At 64.4% G+C, this 22,573-nt stretch carries 19 protein-coding genes; 9 read left to right on the top strand and 10 right to left on the bottom strand.

Translation table 11 applies throughout. The features are described from left to right. Positions 1 to 104: 104 nt before the first annotated feature. Positions 105 to 728, bottom strand: a complete 624-nt coding sequence (locus tag U5817_RS06150) for an RlmE family RNA methyltransferase (RefSeq protein ID WP_169125155.1) — start codon at positions 726 to 728, stop codon at positions 105 to 107. A gap of 39 nt (positions 729 to 767) precedes the next feature. Here U5817_RS06150 and U5817_RS06145 point away from each other — a divergent pair, with 39 nt between their 5' ends. Further along, on the top strand, positions 768 to 1,235 hold the full coding sequence (locus U5817_RS06145) for a YhbY family RNA-binding protein (RefSeq protein WP_407280039.1): 468 nt from the start codon (positions 768 to 770) through the stop codon (positions 1,233 to 1,235). An 81-nt stretch (positions 1,236 to 1,316) separates the two neighbouring features. Here U5817_RS06145 and greA read toward each other — a convergent pair whose 3' ends face one another. The 5 genes from greA to U5817_RS06120 form a co-directional block, all read right to left on the bottom strand. Then, a complete protein-coding gene (gene greA / locus U5817_RS06140; protein WP_169125153.1) occupies positions 1,317 to 1,793 on the bottom strand; it encodes a transcription elongation factor GreA in 477 nt (158 codons plus the stop codon). Continuing rightward, entirely contained in the window at positions 1,790 to 5,017 is a 3,228-nt protein-coding gene (gene carB / locus U5817_RS06135) for a carbamoyl-phosphate synthase large subunit (RefSeq protein WP_407280038.1), read from the bottom strand. The genes greA and carB overlap by 4 nt, the downstream gene beginning before the upstream one ends. Positions 5,018 to 5,071: 54 nt before the next feature. Further along, positions 5,072 to 6,214, bottom strand: coding sequence for a glutamine-hydrolyzing carbamoyl-phosphate synthase small subunit (carA, locus tag U5817_RS06130; RefSeq protein ID WP_169125151.1), 1,143 nt, complete (start codon positions 6,212 to 6,214; stop codon positions 5,072 to 5,074). A gap of 169 nt (positions 6,215 to 6,383) precedes the next feature. Further along, positions 6,384 to 7,190, bottom strand: a complete 807-nt coding sequence (dapB, locus tag U5817_RS06125; RefSeq protein ID WP_407280037.1) for a 4-hydroxy-tetrahydrodipicolinate reductase — start codon at positions 7,188 to 7,190, stop codon at positions 6,384 to 6,386. A gap of 35 nt (positions 7,191 to 7,225) precedes the next feature. Next, positions 7,226 to 7,642, bottom strand: a complete 417-nt coding sequence (locus tag U5817_RS06120; protein WP_407280036.1) for an outer membrane protein assembly factor BamE — start codon at positions 7,640 to 7,642, stop codon at positions 7,226 to 7,228. Between the two features lie 120 nt (positions 7,643 to 7,762). Here U5817_RS06120 and fur point away from each other — a divergent pair, with 120 nt between their 5' ends. After that, the gene (fur, locus tag U5817_RS06115) at positions 7,763 to 8,194 is read left to right on the top strand and encodes a ferric iron uptake transcriptional regulator (protein WP_169125148.1); all 432 of its coding nucleotides are present in this window, start codon (positions 7,763 to 7,765) and stop codon (positions 8,192 to 8,194) included. Positions 8,195 to 8,225: 31 nt separating this feature from the next. Here the strand turns inward: fur and recN are convergent, their stop codons facing one another. Both recN and U5817_RS06105 read right to left on the bottom strand, forming a co-directional pair. Beyond that, a complete protein-coding gene (gene recN, locus U5817_RS06110; RefSeq protein WP_407280034.1) occupies positions 8,226 to 9,890 on the bottom strand; it encodes a DNA repair protein RecN in 1,665 nt (554 codons plus the stop codon). A gap of 36 nt (positions 9,891 to 9,926) precedes the next feature. Continuing rightward, complete coding sequence (locus U5817_RS06105; protein WP_169125146.1) at positions 9,927 to 10,811, bottom strand: NAD kinase; 885 nt, start codon at positions 10,809 to 10,811, stop codon at positions 9,927 to 9,929. A gap of 84 nt (positions 10,812 to 10,895) precedes the next feature. Here U5817_RS06105 and hrcA point away from each other — a divergent pair, with 84 nt between their 5' ends. The 3 genes from hrcA (at position 10,896) to U5817_RS06090 (ending at position 14,286) form a co-directional block, all read left to right on the top strand. After that, positions 10,896 to 11,924, top strand: a complete 1,029-nt coding sequence (gene hrcA / locus U5817_RS06100) for a heat-inducible transcriptional repressor HrcA (protein ID WP_407280033.1) — start codon at positions 10,896 to 10,898, stop codon at positions 11,922 to 11,924. A gap of 30 nt (positions 11,925 to 11,954) precedes the next feature. After that, complete coding sequence (gene hemH, locus U5817_RS06095; RefSeq protein WP_407280032.1) at positions 11,955 to 13,052, top strand: ferrochelatase; 1,098 nt, start codon at positions 11,955 to 11,957, stop codon at positions 13,050 to 13,052. Positions 13,053 to 13,383: 331 nt separating this feature from the next. After that, the gene (locus U5817_RS06090) at positions 13,384 to 14,286 is read left to right on the top strand and encodes a hypothetical protein (RefSeq protein ID WP_407280031.1); all 903 of its coding nucleotides are present in this window, start codon (positions 13,384 to 13,386) and stop codon (positions 14,284 to 14,286) included. A gap of 19 nt (positions 14,287 to 14,305) precedes the next feature. Here U5817_RS06090 and U5817_RS06085 read toward each other — a convergent pair whose 3' ends face one another. Continuing rightward, entirely contained in the window at positions 14,306 to 15,667 is a 1,362-nt protein-coding gene (locus tag U5817_RS06085; RefSeq protein ID WP_169125142.1) for a serine/threonine-protein kinase, read from the bottom strand. 171 nt (positions 15,668 to 15,838) lie between these two features. On the opposite strand from U5817_RS06085, the gene grpE reads away from it, so the two are divergent. The 3 genes from grpE (at position 15,839) to dnaJ (ending at position 19,716) form a co-directional block, all read left to right on the top strand. Beyond that, the gene (gene grpE / locus U5817_RS06080; RefSeq protein WP_407280030.1) at positions 15,839 to 16,417 is read left to right on the top strand and encodes a nucleotide exchange factor GrpE; all 579 of its coding nucleotides are present in this window, start codon (positions 15,839 to 15,841) and stop codon (positions 16,415 to 16,417) included. Between the two features lie 123 nt (positions 16,418 to 16,540). Then, a complete protein-coding gene (dnaK, locus tag U5817_RS06075) occupies positions 16,541 to 18,472 on the top strand; it encodes a molecular chaperone DnaK (protein WP_169125140.1) in 1,932 nt (643 codons plus the stop codon). A 116-nt stretch (positions 18,473 to 18,588) separates the two neighbouring features. After that, entirely contained in the window at positions 18,589 to 19,716 is a 1,128-nt protein-coding gene (gene dnaJ, locus U5817_RS06070; protein ID WP_407280029.1) for a molecular chaperone DnaJ, read from the top strand. Positions 19,717 to 19,825: 109 nt separating this feature from the next. Here the strand turns inward: dnaJ and cysS are convergent, their stop codons facing one another. Then, a complete protein-coding gene (gene cysS, locus U5817_RS06065) occupies positions 19,826 to 21,208 on the bottom strand; it encodes a cysteine--tRNA ligase (protein WP_407281027.1) in 1,383 nt (460 codons plus the stop codon). Positions 21,209 to 21,412: 204 nt separating this feature from the next. Between cysS and U5817_RS06060 the strand changes: the two genes are divergently transcribed. Beyond that, entirely contained in the window at positions 21,413 to 22,573 is a 1,161-nt protein-coding gene (locus tag U5817_RS06060) for a tetratricopeptide repeat protein (protein WP_407280028.1), read from the top strand.

Below are 22,573 nucleotides of genomic sequence, written 5' to 3'. Positions count from 1 at the left end.
CCGTAGGGGGGGCAGCGAAACATTGACCCATTCTAGTGGCGAACGTTCCGCTGCGTAAACCAATGGCCACGATCAACACAGCCAATCGGCACCGCAGGCCCGACTCAGTCCGCCTTGCGCTTCAGCCCGAGGAGATAAACCTCGGCACTGCGGTCGCGCGAGGCCTTCGGCTTGCGTACCTGGAGCGTGGCAAAATGGCGCTGGATCTCGCTGCGGAACTCCATGAACCCGGCGCCCTGAAACACCTTGATGAGGAAATTGCCACCAGGCTTCAGGTGCCGCGCCGCAAAATCGAGCGCCAGTTCGCCGAGGTGGATCGAACGCGCCTGATCCACGGTGTCGATACCCGACATATTGGGGGCCATGTCGGAAAGTACAAGGTCGACGGGCTCACCCGCGAGTCGGCTTTCGAGGTCGGCCAGCACGACATCTTCCTGAAAGTCGCCCTGGATGAACTCCATGCCCGGCAGGGGCTCGACAGGAAGAAGGTCGAGCGCGAACACGCGCCCGGCCCTGCCTACACGCTGCAAGGCGACCTGCGTCCACGACCCCGGGGCCGCACCGAGATCGACAACGACCATGCCGGGACGCAGCAGGTGATCCTTGTCGTCGATCTCCATCAGCTTGTATGCGGCACGCGAACGGTAGCCTTCGCTCTTGGCACGCTGCACGTAGGCGTCGTTCACATGCTCGTGCATCCATGCCTTGCTGGTCTTGGTCCTAGTCATGGGAGTAGAATCCATGCCCCTGAAAGATTTGAGAAAACGATGATCGACCTATCCCCTGCCCGTCGCCGCGAATTGCGGGCGGCGGCCCATCATCTGAACCCGGTCGTCAGCGTCGCCGGCAACGGGCTGACGGCCACCGTCCTGGGCGAGATCGACCGTTCCCTGCAAGCGCACGAGCTTATCAAGATCAAGGTTCACGGCACCGAGCGCTCCGACCGCGACGCACTGATGCAGGCGATCTGCACGGAACTCGGCGCAGCGCCCGTCCAGCACATCGGGACGATCCTCATCGTGTGGAGGGAACGTCGCGAAGAACAAGCGACCGCCGCGCCGAAGCTTGCCTCGACGGGCAACGTGCCAGGAGCAGCGAAAGCGAAGTCCGCCCGTGCTTTTGCCGCGGCCGCGCGGCGCACGGCGCTGATCAAGGCCGCCGCCGACAAGAAGCGGCTGGCAGAAAAACGCACCCGAAAGATCGTTCGCAAGACGGGACCTCTCGGCGGCAGGTAATCCAGGATTGCTGCGGGACGGATGCAGCCCCGCGTCGGATCGCGAAACGGGCCGGGAACCGCACTCCCGGCCCGTTTGCGTTCAGATGTAAAGCACTTCGATGATTTCGTACTCACGCACGCCGCCCGGCGCCTGCACCTCGGCGATATCGCCGGCGTACTTGCCGATCAGCGCGCGGGCGATCGGAGAACTGATGGAAATCTTGTTCTCCTTGACGTCGGCCTCATCGTCCCCGACGATTTGATAGGTGACCGTCTGCCCGGACTCCATGTCCTCGAGGTTGACGGTGGCACCAAACACACACCGCCCATCGGCATCGAGAAGGCGCGGATCGATGATCTGCGCGTTCGCAATCTTTCCCTCGACTTCCTTGATCCGCCCCTCGATGAAGCCCTGACGCTCCTTCGCGGCATCGTACTCCGCGTTTTCGGAGAGATCGCCATGCGAGCGCGCTTCCGCGATGGCGGCGATCACGTTCGGACGATCGACGGTCTTGAGGCGATGCAATTCGGTGCGGAGCTTCTCCGCACCGTTCACAGTAAGAGGAGTCTTGTTCATGATTGCTTGTTCAGTTCCGCGTGCAGGGACTGCAGGCCATAGACCTCGAGTCCTTCGAGATGGCGCATACCCATGCAGGCTGCACGCGCCCCCTCGATGGTCGTGAACACCGTGAGCTTGGCAGCCAGCGCGCTCGTGCGGATGGAGCGCGAGTCGACGATCGCCTGGCGCTTCTCCTCAACGGTGTTGATGACCATGCTGATTTCGTTGTTCTTGATCATGTCCACGATGTGCGGACGGCCTTCGGTGACCTTATTGACGACATTCACGGGAATGCCCGCCGCCTCGATCGCCGAAGCCGTTCCGCGCGTGGCGACGACACGGAAACCGAGTTCCTGCAGTTCGCGCGCGACCTCGACCGCGGCACCACGATCGGTCGGCTTCACGCTGATGAAGGCCGTGCCCGACTGCGGCAGGCGAACGCCGGCGGCAAGCTGGGACTTCACGAATGCTTCGGCGAAACTGCGGCCGACCCCCATGACTTCACCCGTCGACTTCATCTCGGGCCCGAGGATGGTGTCGACGCCCGGGAACTTGACAAACGGGAACACCGCTTCCTTCACGGAGTAGTACGGCGGAACGATTTCACCCGTGACACCCTGGCTGGCGAGGCTCTGACCAGCCATGCAGCGCGCGGCGATCTTCGCGAGTTGCAGGCCGCAGGCCTTAGAGACGAAGGGCACGGTGCGCGAGGCACGCGGATTGACTTCGAGGACGTAGACGGTCGCCTCGTCGCCTTCGCCCTGAATGGCGAACTGCACGTTCATGAGACCGCAGACGTTGAGCGCACGCGCCATCGCTTCGGTCTGCCGGCGGAGCTCGTCCTGCAGCCGGGCCGACAGCGTGTACGGGGGCAGCGAGCACGCCGAGTCGCCGGAGTGGACGCCGGCCTGCTCGATGTGTTCCATGATGCCCCCGATGATGACCTGCTGCCCATCGGACAGCGCATCGACGTCGACTTCGGTGGCGTCGTTGAGGAAGCGATCGAGCAGCACCGGCGACTCGTTCGACACCTTCACGGCCTCGCGCATGTAGCGCTCGAGGTCCTTCTGCTCATGGACGATTTCCATCGCGCGGCCGCCGAGCACATAGCTGGGGCGGACGACGAGCGGATAGCCGATCTCCGCGGCGAGCCGAACGGCTGCTTCGGGTGTGCGGGCGGTGCGGTTGGGCGGCTGCTTGAGACCGAGGTCGTTTAGCAGCTTCTGGAAGCGCTCGCGGTCTTCGGCCGCATCGATCATGTCCGGGCTCGTGCCGATGATGGGCACACCGTTCTCCTCCAGCGCCCGCGCACGCTTGAGCGGGGTCTGGCCGCCGAACTGGACGATGACGCCGACGGGCTTCTCGATATGCACGATCTCGAGGATGTCCTCAAGCGTGATCGGCTCGAAATACAGGCGATCCGAGGTATCGTAGTCGGTCGACACGGTCTCGGGGTTGCAGTTGACCATGATGGTCTCGTAGCCGTCTTCGCGCAGGGCAAGAGCAGCGTGGACGCAGCAATAGTCGAATTCGATGCCTTGGCCGATGCGGTTCGGGCCGCCGCCGAGGACCATTATCTTCTTCTTGTCGGTCGGGCGCGCCTCGCACTCGTCCTCGTAGGACGAGTACATGTAGGCGGTGGAGGTGGCGAACTCGGCCGCGCAAGTGTCGACACGCTTGAACACCGGCCTCACGCCACTGGCGTGACGGTGTAGACGGACGGCGGTTTCATCGACGCCGAGCAGTTTGGCGATGCGGCGATCGGAAAAGCCCTTGCGCTTGAGCTCGCGCAGCTCGGGCGCCTGGATCGCCTTCAGCGAGCGGCCAGTGATGGCCTTCTCGGTGAGGACGATGTCCTCGATCTGGGCGAGGAACCAGGGATCGATCTTGGTCAGGTTGAACACCTGCTCCTGGGTGTAGCCTTCGCGGAAGGCCTGACCCACGTACCAGATGCGCTGCGCACCGGGATTGGCGAGTTCGTGCTCGAGATCGGCACGATCGGTCTCGACCTCGTCGAGACCGTAGACGCCGACTTCCAGCCCGCGCAGGGCCTTCTGGAAGGACTCCTGGAAGGTACGGCCCATCGCCATGACTTCGCCCACCGACTTCATCTGGGTGGTGAGGCGGTCGTTCGCTTGCGGGAACTTCTCGAAGGCGAAACGCGGGATCTTGGTGACGACGTAGTCGATCGAGGGTTCGAACGAGGCTGGCGTGGCACCGCCGGTGATGTCGTTCTTGAGCTCGTCGAGCGTGTACCCTACGGCAAGCTTGGCCGCGACCTTGGCGATCGGGAAGCCGGTGGCCTTCGACGCGAGCGCCGACGAACGCGACACGCGCGGGTTCATCTCGATGACGATCATGCGACCGTCCTTGGGGTTGATCGCGAACTGCACGTTGGAACCGCCGGTATCGACGCCGATCTCGCGCAGCACCGCGATCGAGGCGTTGCGCAGGATCTGGTATTCCTTGTCGGTCAGCGTCTGCGAGGGCGCAACGGTGATCGAGTCGCCAGTGTGCACGCCCATCGGATCGAGGTTTTCGATCGAGCAGACGATGATGCAGTTGTCCGCGCGGTCGCGGACGACTTCCATCTCGTACTCTTTCCAGCCGAGCAGCGACTCTTCGATCAGCAACTCGTTGGTCGGGCTCGCCTCGAGGCCGCGCTTGCAGATCTCCTGAAACTCTTCCATGTTGTAGGCGATGCCACCACCGGTGCCGCCCAGCGTGAAGCTCGGACGGATGATCGCGGGGAAGCCGATACCGCCCTGCACCTGCAGCGCCTCTTCCATGCTATGGGCGATGCCGGAGCGCGCCGAACCGAGACCGATCTTGGTCATCGCGTCCTTGAATTTCAGGCGGTCCTCGGCCTTGTCGATCGCCTCACGCGAGGCGCCGATCAGTTCGACGCCATATTTCTCCAGCACACCATGCTTGGCGAGATCGAGCGCGCAGTTGAGCGCGGTCTGGCCGCCCATGGTCGGCAGCAGCGCGTCCGGGCGCTCCTTCTCGATGATGCGCTCGACGACCTGCCAGGTGATCGGTTCGATGTAGGTGACATCGGCCGTACCCGGATCGGTCATGATCGTTGCCGGGTTCGAGTTGACGAGGATGACCTTGTAGCCTTCCTCGCGCAGCGCCTTGCAGGCCTGGGCGCCGGAATAGTCGAATTCGCACGCCTGGCCGATGATGATCGGGCCGGCGCCGATGATGAGAATGCTGTGTATGTCTGTGCGCTTAGGCATTGCCTAACCTCGGTCTTGCGTTGGGGAGCGGCAGCGCGGGCTGCCGCTTGCGAATCATTTACGCGCTTCGAGCAGCTTGATGAAGCGGTCGAACAGGTAGGCGACGTCGTGCGGACCGGGGCTCGCCTCCGGATGCCCCTGGAAGCAGAACGCCGGCACGTCGGTGCGTTCCATACCCTGCAGACTGCCGTCGAACAGCGACACATGGGTCGGACGCAGGTTCGCCGGCAGCGTGTCGGCATCGACCGCGAAGCCATGGTTCTGGCTGGTGATGAGCACCTGTCCGGTGTCGAGATCCTTGACCGGGTGGTTCGCGCCGTGATGGCCGAACTTCATCTTCACGGTCTTCGCCCCCGACGCGAGCGCCATCAGTTGATGACCGAGGCAGATGCCGAAGGTCGGGATGCCACGGGCGAGGAACTCGCGGATCGCGGCGATCGCATAGTCGCAGGGCTCGGGGTCGCCGGGACCGTTCGACAGGAAGATCCCGTCCGGATTGAGCGCGAGCACGTCCGCTGCGGGAGTCTGCGCGGGCACGACGGTGAGCCGGCAGCCGCGACTCGCCAGCATGCGCAGGATGTTGCGCTTGACCCCGAAGTCATAGGCGACGACGTGGAAGCGGGCCTTCGGGTCGGCCTGGTAGCCGGCGCCGAGGATCCATTCGCCTTCGCTCCATTCGACGGCACGGTCTGCACTCACGACCTTTGCGAGGTCCATGCCGGCAAGACCCGGGAAGGCACGCGCCTGGGCGATCGCGGCTTCCGCATTGAGCGGCGCTCCGTCGGCCGCGGTGACGATGCAGCCGGCCTGGGCGCCCTTCTCGCGCAGCACGCGCGTCAGCTTGCGGGTATCGATGCCGGCGATGGCGACCACGTTCTCGGCCTTGAGATAGGCATCGAGGGTCTGGTCCATGCGGAAGTTGGACGGAAGGATGGGAAGATCGCGGATGACGAGGCCGGCCGCGTGCACACGTCCGGACTCCACGTCCTCGCGGTTCACGCCGGTATTCCCGATGTGCGGATAAGTCAGCGTTACGATCTGGCGGCAGTAGCTCGGGTCGGTGAGGATTTCCTGGTAACCGGACATCGAGGTGTTGAACACCACCTCACCAACCGTGCTGCCGGCCGCACCGATTCCCTTGCCGAAAAATACCGTCCCATCGGCGAGTGCTAGTAGGGCGGGCGGGGAAGCAGTCACGACAAACTCCTGAGTTCAGCCGAAAAGACAGGGGCAAGCGCAGCAGGCCTGCCCGAACGTGAAAAAAACGGGACGAGCCGCTGGTCGGCCAATCCCGCTTGTCTAAACCGCTGAATTGTATCGTTTGGCGCCGCCCGAGGCAACGACGGCGACGATCCGCCGCAACGGCTCAGCGCAGGCCGAGGACGTCCTGCATGTCGAACAAGCCGCTCTTGCGCCCCGCCAGGAAACGCGCCGCACGAACAGAACCCAGCGCGTAGGGCATGCGACTGCCGGACTTGTGCGTAATCTCGATGCGCTCGCCGATGCCCGCGAACAGGACGGTATGGTCACCCACCACGTCGCCCCCGCGAATCGTCGAGAAGCCGATCGTCTCGGGCTTGCGCTCGCCGGTGACACCTTCGCGTCCGTAGATCGCGCAGTCTTCGAGATTCCGCCCGAGCTCGCGCGCGACCACCTCGCCCATGCGCAGCGCGGTGCCGGACGGCGCATCGACCTTGAAGCGGTGATGCGCCTCGATGACTTCCACGTCGTAACCCTCGTCGAGGATGCGCGCGGCGACCTCGAGGAGCTTGAACACGGCATTCACGCCGACAGCCATGTTCGGCGCGAACACCACGGGAATATCCTTCGCCGCAGCAGCGATGACTTCCTTCTCCGCCGCAGAAAAGCCTGTCGTGCCGATCACCATCGCCTTGCCAAGCTCGCGCGCGATGCCGAGATGGACAAGGGTTCCCTCCGGGCGGGTGAAGTCGATCACGCAATCGGTGGCTGCGATCGCCGCGCGCACGTCGTCGGTGACCATGACACCGCAGGCACTGCCGACCAGTTCGCCCGCATCACGACCGACAAATGGCGCTCCGCCGCGATCGAACGCCGCCGCAAGGACAACCTCGCTGTCGTTCAGCACGGCCTCGATCAGCATCCGCCCCATACGGCCGGATGCGCCTGCAATTGCAATACGCAAGGGATTCATTCAGTCAGATCCTGTGGGCGATGCGAATAACGACATCACTGCTTGGTTGCGGGCGCGATCTCGATCACGCGCGATCGCTCGGTCTGCGCCGCAGCCGCAGCGCCGGACGCATCGCCCGACTGCACATCGCCGGAAACCCGCTCGAGCTTGTCACCCACGAAGAAGACACTGAGGACCCGCTGCTGAGGTTCGCCACGCCCGGGGCGGAAGATATAAACGTAATCCCAGCGATCGGCATGAAAGACGTCGGTCACGAGCGGGGTACCGAGAGCGAAGCGCACCTGCTCTCGCGTCATGCCCTTCTTGAGGCGCGCGACCATTTCCTGATCGACGTAATTGCCCTGGCGCACGTCGACGCGATGGGGATTCAACCGATCGGTCAGGGAGGTAAAGGAACAACCGGCCACGAGGCCCGCGACGGCGACGACCGCCGGAAGAATCAATGCGCGCATGAATGGAGATCTTGGTCGTTGGCGCCGAACGGCGTATCTTTTTCAGACAAAGGCGAAAAAATATATCATACGTAGCCAGCAGCCACGCTGCCGCGCGAACTGCAAGCCAACAGAGCGACTATGTCAGAGAACTCGCAAAACCTAAAAAATATAGGCCTCAAGGCCACCTACCCGCGCCTGAAGATCCTCGATCTGTTCCAGACGTCGGACCTGCGGCATCTCACCGCCGAGGACGTGTATCGTCTGCTGATGGCGGAAGGGATGGACATCGGACTTGCCACCGTTTACCGCGTCCTGACGCAGTTCGAGCAGGCCGGCTTGCTCGAACGGCACTATTTCGAGTCGGGCAAGGCCGTCTTCGAGCTGAAGGAAAGCGGCCATCACGACCACCTCGTCTGCGTACAGTGCGGAAAGGTGGAGGAATTCTTCGACGCGGAGATCGAGCGCCGGCAGAATCAGATCGCACAGGAGCGCGGTTTCGCGGTCCGCGAGCACGCGCTGTACCTGTACGTCGATTGCCTCAGGAAAGACTGCCCGAATCGCAAGCTGTGACGCCGCGACCTTCCGGACGAGTCCTCGGCGACTATAGCGCCGGGCTTACCCCGAGCATTTCTGCGGCATGGCGGCGGGTGGTGTCGGTGATATTGACCCCCCCGAGCATGCGCGCGATCTCCTCGATCCGACCATCGGCCTCGAGCGGCGTGACGGCACTGACGACCTCGTCGCCGCGGTTCGACTTGGCGATGTTCCACTGCCAATCGGCGCATGCGGCAACCTGGGGAAGATGGGTGACGCACAGGACCTGCCGCTCCCGACCGAGCCGGTGCAGGAGCTTCCCTACAATTTCCGCGACACCGCCACCGATGCCGACATCGACCTCATCGAAGATCAGCGTCGGCGTCGCGGAATCGCGGCTCGTCATGACCTGGATCGCCAGGCCGATGCGCGACAGCTCGCCCCCCGAGGCGACCTTGGCCAGGGGGCGCAAGGGCTGGCTCGGATTGGCGGCGACGCGGAACTCGACGGTTTCGACGCCATGCGCGGAGGGCGCACACGGTTCGAGCGCCACCGCAAACTGGCCACCCGCCATCGCCAGCGTCTGCATCGCCTCGCTGATCTCGCTCGACAGGCGCTCGGCAGCCGGGCGACGCGCCGCCGAGAGGCGTGACGCCGCCTGATCGTATGCTGCCCCTGCCTGTGCTTCCTGCTCGGCAAGATGGACGGGATCCGCCTGCGCGACCAGTTCATCGAGCTTCCGCACCCACTCGTCGAGCAAGTCGGGCAGCCCCTCGGGATCAACCCGATACTTGCGCGCGAGGTCGGTCACGGCGCCGATGCGGCGCTCGATCTCGGCGAGCCGCTGCGGATCGAGGTCCAGCCGGTCGCGATAGCGCCGCAGCGCATGCAAGGCCTCGTCCGCCTGGATGGCGGCCCCGGAGAGCAGTTCCCGCAGGTCCCCGAGCCCCGGGTCGATGTCGGCCATGGCGTCGACACGCACACATATGTGACGCAACAGGGAGGTGACGGCACCCTCCCCTTCGCCCAGCGTCGCAAGGGCCTCGTCCGCCCCCTCCATGAGACCCGCGGCATGCGCCAGGCGTGCGTGCTCCTGATTGATCTCGGCCCACTCGCCGGCGTCGAACGCAAGGTTACGCAGTTCATCTATCTGCCACGCAAGCAGGGCCCGTTCGCGCTCGGAAGCGGCCGAGTCCTGCTCGGCCGCCCGGCGCAGCTCGACCAGCCGCTGCCAGTCGCGAAAGCGGTCGGCAACCTCCTTGGCGAGGTGCTCTGCAGCGGCGTGCGCATCGATCAGCGCACGCTGTGCATCGCCTCTGAGCAGGGCATGATGCGCATGCTGCCCATGAATATCGGCGAGCCGGTCCCCAGCCTCGCGCAACTGTGCCTGCGTGACCGGCACGCCGTTGATCCAGGCCCGCGACCGCCCCCCCGCCTCCACAACGCGCCGCAGGATCGCCATGCCCTCGTCGGCCGGCAAGTCCTGCGCGGCCAACCAGTCGGTGAGGCCGCCGTCAGCGGGAAGATCAAATTCGGCCGCGATATCGGCCTTGTCGCGGCCGACACGCACCGCGCCCGCGTCGGCACGCCCCCCCAGGGCAAGCCCCAGCGCGTCGAGCAGGATGGACTTGCCCGCCCCCGTCTCGCCCGTAAGCGCGCCGAAACCCGCCAGAAAATCGAGTTCGAGGCGATCGACAATCACGAAATCACGGATGGTCAGGCGGCGGAGCATAGGCGTCGCAGAAGGAGGCTGAAGTGAGAAAGGAGATCAGGGCAGTCGCGGCGTGGCGCTCCAGTGGAGCTTGCCGCGCAGCATGGCGAAGTAACTGTACCCTTCGGGGTGCAGGAAACGCACCACCTTGGGCGAACGCGTAATCCTGACGACGTCGCCGGCATGTGCATCGAAACGCGTCTGGCCGTCGAAATGGATGCGGGCGTCGTGCGGGGAGAGCAGCTCGATCGCGATCCGGCAGCTGTCCGGGAGGGTGATCGGCCGGGCGGTAAGGGCGTGCGGACACAGCGGCACGAGGGCGATGCCGCCGACCGTGGGATGCAGGATCGGGCCGTTGGCCGACAAGGCATAGGCGGTGGACCCGGTCGGCGTGGTGATGATCATGCCGTCCGAACGCTGCGTGTAGACATACTCGCCGTCGATCGACAGATCGAACTCGATCATGCGGCCGAAATCGCCCTTGTTCACGACGACGTCGTTGAACGCGAGCGTGTGGAAAACGCGCTGCCCGCCGCGAACGACTTCGGCGTCTAGCATGGTGCGCGCCTCTTCGACAAAACGTCCGTCGAGGATCTCGGCAAGCTTGTTCAAGGCTTCCTTGCGCGGGATATCCGTGAGAAAGCCCAGCCTGCCCTGGTTGATGCCGACGAGTGGCACCGCATGTTCGGACAACCGGCGGGCGGTATTCAGCATCGTGCCGTCGCCCCCGAGGACGACGGCAAGATCGGCCTGGGCGCCGATCTCGTCATAGGTCACGGTGGCGAACTCGCCGACGAGCCCGATGGAACTTGCGGTACCTTGCTCGATCCATACAGCCAGCCCCCTTTCGCGCAGGAAACTGGCTATCGAGAGGACCGCGCCAGCGACATCCGGGCTCTGGTATTTGCCGATCAGGGCAATGGTATTGAAGCTCTGGCTCATGCCGCGGATTAAACCACAATCGCCGAGAACCTTGGCAGAGGCGCCGGCACTTCCATAGAATCGGGGAAATTACTTCTTACCGTCATGAAACCGCTCGACCCGCGCTCCCAGATCCTGCTCAAGACCCTCATCGAACGCTACATCGTGGAAGGGCAGCCGGTGGGCTCGCGTTCGCTTTCGCGCTACTCGGGTCTCGAGCTGTCGCCCGCGACGGTACGCAACGTGATGAGCGACCTCGAGGAAATGGGCTTCATCGCGAGCCCCCACACTTCGGCCGGGCGCATTCCGACGGCACTCGGCTACCGCTTCTTTGTTGACTCGCTGCTGACCGTGCAACCCCTGGAACAGGCGCAGCTGCGCGAACTGAAGGGGCAGCTGCAGCCCGACCAGCCCCAACGCCTGATCAGTTCCGCATCGCACCTGCTGTCGGAGCTGACGCAGTTCGCCGGGGTCGTCGTTTCGCCGCGGCGCGACCTGATCAAGATCCGCCAGATCGAGTTCATCAGCCTGTCGGAAAACCGCATCCTGCTGATCATCGTCACGACGGCAGGGGACGTGCAGAACCGCATCATCCATACCCGGCGCTCGTACTCGCCATCGGAACTGGTGGAAGCAGCCAACTATCTCACCGAACACTGCGCCGGACTGGGATTCGACGACATTCGCACCCGCATCCGGGCCGAGCTGAAGCAGCTGCGCAGCGACATGAGCGAGCTGATGAACGCGGCGGTCGAAACCGGCAGCGCGGCAGTCCAGGACGACAGCTCCCGCTACGTGCTGTCGGGAGAAACCAATCTGCTCGACATCGAGGACCTGTCGTCGAACATGGCGCGGCTGCGCGAGCTGTTCAAGCTGTTCGAGCAGAAGACGGGACTCATCCAGCTCCTCGACCTGTCCAATCGCGCCCAGGGGGTGCAGATCTTCATCGGTGACGAATCGGGACTGTCGCAGCTCGACGGCTGCAGCGTCGTGACCGCCGGCTACGAGGTCAACGGTCGCATCGTCGGATCCGTCGGCGTGATCGGACCGACGCGCATGGCTTATGATCGCGTGATACCCATCGTCGACATCACGGCCCGCCTGCTCTCGAACGCGCTGTCGAACGCGAACTGAGCGGCGCGCAACAATCACACAAGGATCAGCATGGCCCGTTACTGGCCCGAACCCGCCTGGACGCATGGCACACCTGCACGCACCGGCGTCTTGCTCGTCAATCTTGGCTCACCGGCGGCCCCTACGGCCGCAGCCGTTCGCCCGTACCTGAAGCAATTCCTGTCCGACCCGCGCGTGGTCGAGATCCCGGCGCCGGTGTGGTGGCCCATCCTCAACGGCATCATCCTGAACACCCGCCCGCGCAAGTCGGCCGCGAAATACGCGACGATCTGGATGGATGAAGGCTCGCCGCTGAAGGTGCACACGGAACGTCAGACGAAGCTGCTTGCGGGCTACCTCGGCCACCGCGGCATCACCGGGCTGCAGGTCGAGTGGGCGATGCGCTACGGTTCGCCATCCGTGCCCGAGGTGCTCAACCGCATGAAGGCAGACGGCTGCAACCGCATCCTGATCGTGCCGATGTATCCGCAATATGCGGCGAGCACGACCGCGAGCGTGCTCGACGAAGTCGCGGATTGCCTTGGGCACTGGCGCAACCAGCCCGAGATTCGCTACGTGCGCAATTTCCACGACCATCCTGGCTATATCGCGGCACTCGCCCAGAGCGTGCGCGACCACTGGATGAAGAACGGCGAGGGCGACAAGCTGGTGATGAGTTTCCACGGCATCCCGCGGCGATCGCTCGACCTCGGCGATCCCTATCACTGCGAATGCCGTGTGACAGCACGCCTTCTCGCCAGAGAACTCGGACTGGCGGACGACCGCTGGCAGCTGACCTTCCAGTCGCGCTTCGGCAAGGCCGAATGGCTGAAACCCTACACCCAGCCAACGCTCGAATCCCTGGCGCGCCAGGGCACGGCACGGGTGGACGTTATGTGCCCGGGTTTTCCGGCAGACTGCCTGGAAACCCTCGAGGAAATCGCAATGGAATGCCGCCATGCGTTCCTGTCTTGCGGCGGCAAGGAATTCCACTACATACCCTGCCTGAACGAACGTGACGACTGGATCACCGCACTGCGTGACATTGTGCAGGACAACCTTGGCAACTGGTTGTCCCGTCCATCGGTCGAGCCGCAGGAACTCGCCGCCAGTGCCCAGCGCGCGCGTGTTGCCGGCGCCAAGTGCTGATGAATCCGCAGTGATGCTCATGCCAGAGCTCATTGGCGAGTCGCAGGTCGAGCGCCTGGCGGCCGTACAGGAGACCATGCGCGAACACTGCCTGAAAATTTTCCGGACGACCTGAAGTTCTTCAGAAATCTGCCGTTAAAACCTGCACTTAAGCAGCCCGCAGGGGACCGCGATGAAGATTGCATCGGCAGACGTACAGCTCCAGGCTTCGCACCTCTCCTTCCATCGTCGCAAAATCTCCGAGCGACTCGAGATGTGGGTCGGTGAGCGCCCGGCCGACGGGAGGAACCCCGGCATCGGCGCCCTTGCAGTCGCGGGTGCGCGCCCTGAAGTGGAGATCTCGGCCGACGCCCTCGCCGCCCGCGAAGCCGAGGCTGCCACGGACGATTCGGGCGAAGAGGCTCTCGACCCGCGATTCCGCTTTCTCAAGCATCTCATCGAGGCGCTTACGGGACGTGCGATCAACACCCTACACCCCGGCGACCTCCGCCTCGACGAGGCGGCTGAGGTAAACATCGGTCAAGCACCCGCCGCAGGCCGCGGCGCGAACGCCACGCAACGCGCCGGATTCGGCGTCGAGTATGAATACCACTCACTATCCGAGGAATACGAATACACGAACTTCAAAGCGGAAGGCGTGATCAGGACCGCCGACGGGCGCGAAATCCGCTTCGATCTGGAACTCGAGATGGAGCGCAGCTACGTCGAGGCCTCCAACGTCCAGGTGCGCCTTGGCGACGCACGCGTAAAAGACCCCCTGGTGCTTGATTTTGCCGGCACGTCGGCCCAGCTTTCGGACATGCGCTTCTCCTTCGACCTCGACACCGACGGTCAGGCCGAAAACGTACCAATGCTTGGCGGCGGCCGCGGCTACCTTGCCATCGATCGCAACCAGAACGGACGCATCGACGACGGCCGCGAGCTCTTCGGCCCGACCACCGGGGACGGATTCGCCGAACTGGCAAGCCTCGACACCGACGGCAACGGCTGGATCGATGAAGCGGACGCAAGTTTCGGCGACCTGCGCGTCTGGCTGCCGGCAGCCGACGGCACTGGCAGCGTCATGACGGCAGCGGAAGCCGGGGTCGGCGCCCTCTACCTCGGACGGGTCGCCACACCGTTCGCGCTGCGCGGCGCGGCGAACGACACGCTGGGCGAGATGCGCTCGACCAGCCTATATCTGCGCGAGGACGGCACAACCGGCACGCTCAGCCAGATCGACCTGAGCGTTTAGGGCGACCTGAACCCGCGCCTCAGTCCTCGACCAGTTGCAGGTCGAGCCCGGAGGCCGTGAACTTGCTGGCCACAGCCGGCTCACCGTCCGCCGAGAGTGCGTGCAGCGCTTCGCCGAGGCGCCGGACGGCAATCGTCGCCAGCATGACCCGGAACAGTTCGCGCAATTCGTCCGTCGCAAGCGCCAGCGCGGAAGGATTGACCTCGAGATAGGTGGTCTGACTCACCGAGGTCACCGTCGTCATGTGCCTGTGGCGGACGCTGTCGAGCCATGCGATCTCGCCGAACACCTCGCCCGCACCGAGCAGGCTCACACGGCGCCCATCGACAGACACTTCGATCTCGCCATCGACGACGACGCCGAAGCGCTGGTCCGCGTCCCCTTCGCGAATCAGGGTCGTCCCGCAGTCGACGACACGCCACGCCGACAGGCGCAACACTTCCCACAGCTCGATATCGTCGAACTCGGTGAAGAACGCCAGCTTGCGCAGCAGCGAAAACCGACTGGTGTCGGGCGGCACGTAGGTGTCGTCCACCAGCTGGTAGCGCACCGCCGACAGCTCCTTCGCGAACTCGGCACCATTCTTGTAGCGCGAATACAGATCCTTTTCGAGCGCCTTGCGGATCACCGCATCCATCTGCTCGGGCAGTTCGGGATTGAGCTGCGAGACGCGCGGCGGATCCGCATTGATGATCTTGTAGATCAGCTGGGCCGGGTTGCTCGCCCGGAACGGCAGGCGCCCGGTGAGCAGGTTGAACAGCACGACCCCGAGCGAATAAAGATCCGTCTTCTGGTTGAGCTGATAGCCCTTGATCTGCTCCGGGCTCATGTAGGCGGGCGAACCGACCCCCATGATGAAGGTCGAGTCCGACTCCACCTTCTTGCTGATGTTCAACGCGAGGCCGAAGTCGGTGATCTTCACGTTGTCCTGATCGTCGACGAGGATGTTCGCGGGTTTGATGTCGCGATGGACGATACCCTGGCGATAGGCGTAATCGAGCGCCATGCAGCACTTGAAGACGATCCCGATCGCCCGGTGGACCGGCAGCATGCGCTCGAAGCTGCAATAGCGCTCGAGCGATTCGCCCGGGAAATACTCCATCACCACATAGGCCTGCTCGGCCTCGATCACGACGTCGTGCACGTGGATGATGTGCGGATGATCGAGGCGCGTCGAGACGGCCTTTTCCGCCTTGAGCAACTTCAGCAGGCGCCGGTTCCATTTCGACTCATCCTTCGACTTGTCATTGAAACGGATCAGCTTGAGGGCGATCGGTACCGGCCAATCGGCGGATTCCGCCATATAGACGACCGCCGTCGCACCGCGCCCCACCTCCTTCACGATGCGGTACTTCCCGATTGTCAGCGGCATCTCGCTCATGTCTGGTCCGACCCGGCCTCCCGCGCCTCTGTCTGGCACCGCGCGCGGTTGAATCCTGACACACGCGGGCGCGCATCGGCAACCCGGCGAACTATTTGTAACCAAGCCCTTGAAACGACGAGACCCGCCCCCATGTTCCGCCCGTCGAAAGAACATAGGGAGTTCTACCCCATGCAGGAAAACAAGCCCTCCGCCGAGGCCCCCGAAGAGCTGCTGCAGGCCCCCACGGGACAATCCGGCGACGCCCCGCAAGTCGAAGCGGCCGACGAACGCGCGGGCGACTCGATGCCCAGCCTGGAGGAATCTCTGCGGCAGGCGGAGCTCAAGGCCGCCGAACATCACGATGCGTGGCTGCGCGCCAAGGCCGAGGCCGAGAATATCCGTCGTCGCGCACAGGAAGACATTGCCAAGGCATCGAAGTTCGCCGCGGAAAAATTCGCGAATGCCATGCTGCCGGTCAAGGACAGCCTCGAAGCGGCACTTGCGACCGAGAACCAGACCATCGAAAGCCTGCGCGAAGGGGTCGAACTGACCCTGAAGCAGCTCGCATCGGCATTCCAGACCGCAGGCGTGACGGAGGAAAATCCGGTCGGCAGCAAGTTCGACCCCAACCGCCACCAGGCCATCGCGATGATCGAGGCGGAAGGCGAGGCGAACACCGTGGTGAATGTCCTGCAGAAAGGCTATCTGCTGCATGAGCGCGTGCTGCGTCCGGCCATGGTGACCGTTTCCAAGGGCAAGAGCGCCTGAGTTCGCCCCCTTGAAATCGACGACCGCACCCCTAAATAACTGACAACACACTCCGGCAAGCCGGCCCCCGGGCGGAACAAACCGCCCGCCACCCCGGCTTCCCCCAAAACGAAAGGAACTGACATGGGCAAGATCATCGGTATCGACCTGGGCACCACCAACAGCTGCGTTTCCGTGATGGAAGGCGGCAAGCCCAAGGTCATCGAGAACTCCGAAGGGGCACGCACGACCCCGTCGATCGTCGCATACGCGGAAGACGGCGAGATCCTCGTCGGAGCGCCGGCCAAGCGCCAGGCCGTCACGAACGCGCGGAACACCCTGTTCGCGGTGAAGCGCCTCATCGGCCGCCGCTTCGAGGAAAAGGAAGTGCAGAAGGACATCGACCTGATGCCCTTCACGATCGCCAAAGCCGACAACGGCGACGCGTGGGTCGAAGTGCGTGGCAAGAAGATCGCCCCGCCGCAGGTTTCGGCCGAAGTGCTGCGCAAGATGAAGAAGACCGCCGAAGACTACCTCGGCGAGGAAGTCACCGAAGCCGTCATCACCGTGCCGGCCTACTTCAACGACAGCCAGCGCCAGGCGACCAAGGACGCCGGCCGCATCGCCGGCCTCGAAGTCAAGCGCATCATCAACGAACCGACGGCCGCTGCGCTCGCCTTCGGCATGGACAAGAAGCCGGGCGACTCGAAAATCGCCGTCTATGACCTCGGCGGCGGTACCTTCGACATCTCGATCATCGAGATCGCCGACATCGACGGCGAACACCAGTTCGAAGTGCTGGCGACCAACGGCGACACCTTCCTCGGCGGCGAGGACTTCGACCAGCGCCTGATCGACTACATCGTCACCGAATTCAAGAAGGAACAAGGCGTCGATCTGAAGAACGACGTGCTCGCGCTGCAGCGCCTGAAGGAAGCTGCCGAGAAGGCCAAGATCGAGCTCTCCTCCTCGCAGCAGACCGAGGTGAACCTGCCCTACATCACTGCCGACGCCACCGGTCCGAAGCACCTTGCGATCAAGATCACCCGCGCGAAGTTCGAGTCGCTGGTGGATGACCTCGTCGAGCGCACGATCGAGCCGTGCCGCATCGCACTCAAGGATGCCGGCGTGAAGGTCTCCGACATCGACGACGTGATCCTCGTCGGCGGCATGACGCGCATGCCCAAGGTGCAGGAGAAGGTCAAGGAGTTCTTCGCCAAGGAGCCGCGCAAGGACGTGAACCCGGACGAAGCCGTCGCGGTCGGCGCCTCCATCCAGGGCGGCGTGCTGCAGGGTGAAGTCAAGGACGTGCTGCTGCTCGACGTCACCCCGCTGTCGCTGGGCATCGAAACCCTCGGCGGCGTCATGACGAAGCTGATCCAGAAGAACACCACGATCCCGACCAAGGCCTCGCAGGTGTTCTCGACGGCCGACGACAACCAGAACGCGGTAACGATCCACGTACTCCAGGGCGAACGCGAAATGGCGGCCGGCAACAAGAGCCTCGGCCAGTTCAACCTGTCCGACATTCCGCCGGCGCCGCGCGGCATGCCTCAGATCGAAGTCACCTTCGACATCGACGCGAACGGCATTCTGCACGTCTCAGCCAAGGACAAGGCCACCGGCAAGGAAAACAAGATCAAGATCCAGGCCAACTCGGGCCTCTCGGACGACGAGATCCAGCGCATGGTGCAGGACGCCGCCGCGCACGCCGAAGAGGACAAGAAGGCCCACGAACTGGTCGACGCCCGCAACCAGTGCGACGCGCTGGTGCATTCGGTGAAGAAGTCGCTCACCGAATACGGTGACAAGATCGATGCCGACGAGAAGGCCAAGATCGAAGCCGCGATCAAGGACGCCGAAGAGTCGCTCAAGAGCAACGACAAGGCGACGATCGAAGCCAAGACCCAGGCCCTCGCAATGGCCAGCCAGAAGCTCGGCGAACAGATGTACGCCCAGGCCCAGGGCGCCGAAGCCGGCGCCGCAGGTGCAGCCGGCGGTTCGTCGGGGAGCTCGAAGGCGGCCGATGCCGACGTCGTGGACGCCGAGTTCACCGAAGTCAAAGACAAGAAGTGATCGCTCGCCGGGCGGCGAGATGATGGCCGAGCCGACGCCGGAGCAGCACTTCCGGCAGGCTCGGCCTTTGCATGACAGGGCGGCCCGTGCGGCCGCCCCAGCCTGAGCGACAGGAAATGGCAACGAAACGGGATTACTACGACGTACTTGGCGTCAATCGCGACGCCGCGGACGACGAAATCAAGAAGGCCTACCGCAAGCTGGCCATGAAACACCATCCGGACCGCAATCCGGACAACAAGGAAGCCGAGGAGAAGTTCAAGGAGGCCAAGGAGGCCTACGAGATCCTCTCTGACGCACAGAAGCGCGGCGCATACGACCGTTACGGCCACGCCGGCGTCGATCCCTCAGCCGGGCCCGGTCCGGGCGGCCAGGGCTTCGACGGCTTTGCCGACGCGTTCTCCGACATCTTCGGCGACATCTTCGGCGGAGGCGGTGGTCGCGGCCGCTCGAACGTCTATCGCGGCGCCGACCTGCGCTACAACCTCGAGATCTCGCTCGAGGAGGCCGCACGCGGCGCCGAGAAGACGATCCGCATCCCGACCGTCGAAGAGTGCGATACCTGCCACGGCAGCGGCGCAAAGCCCGGCACGCAACCCAAGCCCTGCCCCACCTGCGGCGGTGCCGGCCAGGTGCGCATCCAGCAGGGCTTCTTCTCGATCCAGCAGACCTGCCCGAAGTGCCACGGCACCGGCCGCATCATCCCCGACCCCTGCCGCGACTGCGGCGGCGCCGGTCGCGTGAAGCGCCAGAAGACGCTGGAAGTGAAGATTCCTGCCGGTATCGACGAAGGCATGCGCCTGCGCCACGCCGGCCACGGCGAGCCCGGCGTCAACGGTGGCCCTCCGGGCGACCTCTACGTCGAGATCCACATCCGGCAGCACGCCGTGTTCCAGCGTGACCACGACGACCTGCTGTGCGAGATGCCGATCAGCTTCACGACGGCCGCACTCGGTGGCGAGATCGAAATTCCGACGCTGGAGGGCATGGCACGCCTCAAGATCCCGGCCGAGACGCAGAGCGGCCGTCTGTTCCGCCTGCGCGGCAAGGGTATCCGCAACGTCCGCTCGCAGGCGCACGGCGACCTGCTGTGCCGGGTCGTCGTCGAAACCCCGGTAAACCTCACCGAGCGCCAAAAGGAACTGCTGCGGGAATTCGAGGAAGTCTCACGCGGGGACGTGGATCGCCACAACCCCAAGGCGAAGTCCTGGATGGACAAGGTTAAGGAGTTCTTCGGCGGCTGACGCCGCGCACGGATCGGCCGCGGCGGACAAACTGCGCTGCGGCCGATCCTGAATCGCCCGAACCCGCCCTGTTGCGCTCCGTAGCGCGGAGAGCACCCGGCTCAGGCGTTCAGGCGCGCCGCCACAGGGTTCCCTGCGGGGTATCCTCGAGTGCGATGCCACGCGCCAGCAGATCGGCACGGATACGGTCCGCCTCGGCAAAATTCCTCGCCTTCTTGGCCTGCGCGCGCTGTTCGATCAAGGCCTCGATCTCGCCGGCCTCGTCCGTCCCCGCCTCCGCAGCCCCCCCCTGGAGGAAGGCCACCGGATCGCGCCCGAGCAAGCCCAGCACCCCGCCCAAGCCCTTCAGCTGCGCCGCCATGGCCGCCGAGCCGCTGCGGTTCGCCTCGTTCGCGAGATCGAACAGTACGGCAACGGCCTCGGCAGTATTGAAGTCGTCATCCATCGCCTCACGGAAGCGCTGGGCGTGCGCCTCCTCCCAGTCGATCGCCACATCCGCCGGCGCAACGTTGCGCAGCGCCGTGTACAGGCGCGTGAGCGACTGGCGCGCATCCTCGAGATGAGCACCCGAGTAATTGAGCGGGCTGCGATAGTGCGCGCGGAGGATGAAGAAGCGCACCACTTCCGCGTCGTACTTCTTCAGCACATCACGGATCGTAAAGAAATTGCCGAGCGACTTGGACATCTTCTCGTCGTCGACGCGAACGAAGCCGTTGTGCATCCAGTAGTTGACGAAGGTGTGGCCGTGGGCCCCCTCGGACTGCGCGATCTCGTTCTCGTGATGGGGAAACTGAAGATCCTGCCCGCCGCCATGGATGTCGAAATGATCGCCCAGCAGGTCCGAACTCATTGCGGAGCACTCGATGTGCCAGCCGGGACGCCCCGCGCCCCAAGGCGAGGCCCACTTCACCTCTGCCGGTTCGTCCGTGCGCGCATGCTTCCACAGCACGAAATCGAGCGGATCCTGCTTCTCGCCAGCGATCTCCACGCGCTCCCCTGCGCGCAGCTCGTCGAGCGACTTGCCGGAAAGCTTGCCGTAGCCGTCGAACTTGCGCACCGAATAGCATACGTCGCGATTCTCGGCCACGTATGCGAGGCCCTTTTGGCGAAGGCGCTCGATCAGGGACTGCATCTGCCCCACGTACTCCGTCGCGCGCGGTTCGTGGTCGGGCCGCATCACGCCGAGCGCGTCGGCGTCCTCGTGCATCGCGGCGATGAAGCGGTCCGTCAGCGCACGGATCGACTCGCTATTCTCGCCGGCACGGCGAATGATCTTGTCATCGATGTCGGTAATGTTCCTGACATAAACGAGATCAAATCCGCTCGCGCGCAACCAGCGCGCCACCATGTCGAACACAACCATTACGCGAGCATGGCCGAGGTGGCAAAAATCATACACAGTCATGCCACACACATACATCCGAACCTTTCCGGGCTCGATCGGGGCAAAAATTTCTTTTTTTCGCGTCAATGAGTTGTGAATCTGAAGCATGGCATTTTCCGCAAGGCGGCGCAGAAGGACAGCATTCGACGGGACGCCTGTCCGCTCGCGGCAACACCGCGATCCGGAAAGCACGGGGAACACCCGCAGCGCTCGCACAGCGACCACCACCCCACCGTGATGCAGCTCCCGTTATTTGATAGAATGTCGCGTTAAATCCGCGTGGATCAACGGAAACCGACCGATTCTAACACAATGAACATGCGTCCCAATTCCGCCCTGGCCGTGATGGCCCTCATCGTCGGTCTCGGCGCGGCTCCGCTGCTGCAGGCAGCCGACAACGTCGCCCAGATTCAAACGCTCGTCAATCAGGGCCAGCATGCGCAGGCGCTGGCGATGGCCGACCGGGTACTTGCCGGCAATGCCAAGGAGCCGCAGGCACGTTTCCTGAAGGGAATCGCGCTCACCGAGCTTAACCGCGCGGACGAAGCGGTCGCGGTATTCCAGAAGCTCACCGAGGACTTCCCCGAACTTCCGGAGCCCTATAACAACCTCGCCGTCCTTTATGCCCAGCAGCGCCAGTACGACAAGGCGCGCTCGGCCCTGGAAATGGCGATTCGCACCCACCCGAGCTATGCGACCGCGCACGAGAACCTCGGCGACGTCTACGCGCGCCTGGCGAGCCAGGCCTATGACAAGGCCCTGCAACTCGACTCGGCCAATACGGCGGCGCAATCCAAGCTCGCGCTGATCCGCGAGATGATGTCCTCCGGCTCGAGAACGCGCACCGCCGCACAGGGCGCGCCGACGCGCACCGCGGTCGCGTCGGCGCCTGCCGTCACACCCGCACCGGCCCCGGCTCCGGCTCCGGTCACAGCGCCTGCTGCATCCCCTGCGGCTGCCGCGGCGGCAGCTTCCGCGCCAGCCTCCGCCACGGCCGCCCCTGCGGCGAAGCCAGCCACCACTGCCGCGGCTCCAGCCGCTGCGGCGGCGCCGACGCCCCCGGCCGCTTCGCCCGCCCCCATGGCGCCGTCACGCCCCGCAGCGCAGGAGCCGGCGACCGTCGCTGCAGCCGGCACCGAGCACGAAGTGCTGCAGGCGGTGGAAGCCTGGGCCAAGGCGTGGTCACGCAAGGACGTGAAGGCGTATCTCGGCTTCTACGACAAGGAGTTCCGAACCCCGGGAGGAACGTCCCGCAAGGCATGGGAGAACGAGCGCGCACAACGCGTGGGCAAGCCCGGCCGCATTGCCATCGACATCGAGAAGCCCGATGCCAAGGTGGACGGCGAAGTGGCAACGGTGCGCTTCCGCCAGAACTACGAATCCGCCGGCTTCAGCTCCAGCACGACCAAGACGCTCGAGCTCGTCAAGCGTAACGGCTCGTGGCGCATCCGCCAGGAGCGCGTCGGAGGATGA

This window comes from Aromatoleum evansii, from assembly GCF_045689615.1.
GTDB classification, from domain to species: domain Bacteria; phylum Pseudomonadota; class Gammaproteobacteria; order Burkholderiales; family Rhodocyclaceae; genus Aromatoleum; species Aromatoleum evansii.
Note: the sequence above shows the minus strand (reverse complement) of the source record. Positions and strands in the feature narration are given on the sequence as shown.